The 1492-nt window shown below is 43.7% G+C and carries 1 protein-coding gene; it reads right to left on the bottom strand.

What is annotated here, in order from left to right:
- Positions 1 to 143 precede the first annotated feature (143 nt).
- Positions 144 to 1492, bottom strand: a 1349-nt coding sequence (locus tag DD606_RS25165) for an integrase (protein ID WP_139158377.1), incomplete at its 5' end; no start/stop codon positions are given.

Raw genomic sequence — 1492 nt, 5'->3', positions numbered from 1 at the left:
ACTCACACTCACCTTTATACAGTGAAAGGGTGAGGGTAACCACAGTGTTTGGGTGAATTTGGTAGGGTGGAGTAACTTACTATGGCAATTATGGAGAGCCGAAAAACGGCTATCATTAGCCCTCCCCCAGGATGATGGTATATTCATGTACCATCATAGAGCATCTTTTCCAAAGAGAGTGCTTCAGAGTCTTTGACAAGATCTTCATTGTTTGGCCCCTCAGAATTTTGGCTGGAGTTACACTCATGCTTCATGTAACAATACTTACATGAGACAGCGGCCTTTTGACAGATCTTTGGTAGATCCTTTGGTAGAAGGCGACTCAAATAGGGCTTCAAGCGATACCCGTTTACCTTCCTGGAGTGCTCTTTACCATTCAAGTCCATAAGCTGATAGTAACTAGAATTGAAAGCCTTCTTGACTATGTATGGCCCTTGCCATCTAGTTTCAAACTTGGCATCAAAACGATTGTCAAGTCGATTGTCATACCTTAGCACAAGCTCTCCTTCCTTGATGCCTTTGTCCTTCAGTTTCTTGTCGTGCGTTTCTTTCGCTTGTGTGGCTTTCCTCTTGTAGCACTCGTATGCTGCTTCTCTTTTCCACTCAAGCTCAGCTAAGGTAAGAAGTCGATCCATCCATGCTTCTTGATCATCTTGTGCTGATTTGCCATGAAGTCGCATTGTTGGAATGTTGAGCTCGATAGGCTGCAAAGCCTCTTGACCATAGACCAAGTGAAATGGTGTGAACTCCGTGGCTTCCCTATATGTGGTTCGATATGCCCACAAGGCACCATCCAAGAAGTCATCCCACAACTTTGTCTTGTTTTTCACCATCTTTCTAATGATGCCTGCAATGACACCATTAGCTTTTTCTACCAAACCATTTGATTGGGGATAGTAGGGTGTACTGTGACGATGTAGAATGTGAAGTTCTTCACAGACTTCTGTGAGCAATCCCTTTCTAAACCCTGGACCATTATCAGAAACAATCTCCAAAGGTGTGCCAAATCTGCAACAAATGTGATTGTACACAAACTTGCTAACTGTCCTCTCATTCACTCTTGCCACACTTTGAGCTTCCACCCACCTAGTCATATAGTCTACAGCCACTAGAATGTAGAGTTTACCATTTTTTGTCCTAGGCAGAGGACCCATAGCATCAATGCCCCACTTTTCAAAGGGTCCATTTGCAAGCACTATTTGCCTCGGGCCATGCACCAACCTTCTATTTCCATTTATCTGACAATTGTGACAGCTTTTACACCAATGTTGGACATCCACATGCAGACTTGGCCAAACATACCCCGCAAGCAAAATCTTCTTCACAGTTAATTCTTGGGAAAAATGACCACCACATGCCTCTTCATGCAAACCTTTTAGAATGGCTGGAATTTTCGCGATAGTTGATACTCTTCTGCACACTTTATCCTTCCCTCTTTGATAGAGGGAGCCTTCTAGGAAGAGATACATGCTTGCCTTCTTCATGAGTCTCC

Origin of the sequence: Enterobacter cloacae complex sp. GF14B, assembly GCF_004136805.1 — a bacterium.
Lineage (GTDB): Bacteria > Pseudomonadota > Gammaproteobacteria > Enterobacterales > Enterobacteriaceae > Enterobacter > Enterobacter hormaechei_C.
Note: the sequence above shows the minus strand (reverse complement) of the source record. Positions and strands in the feature narration are given on the sequence as shown.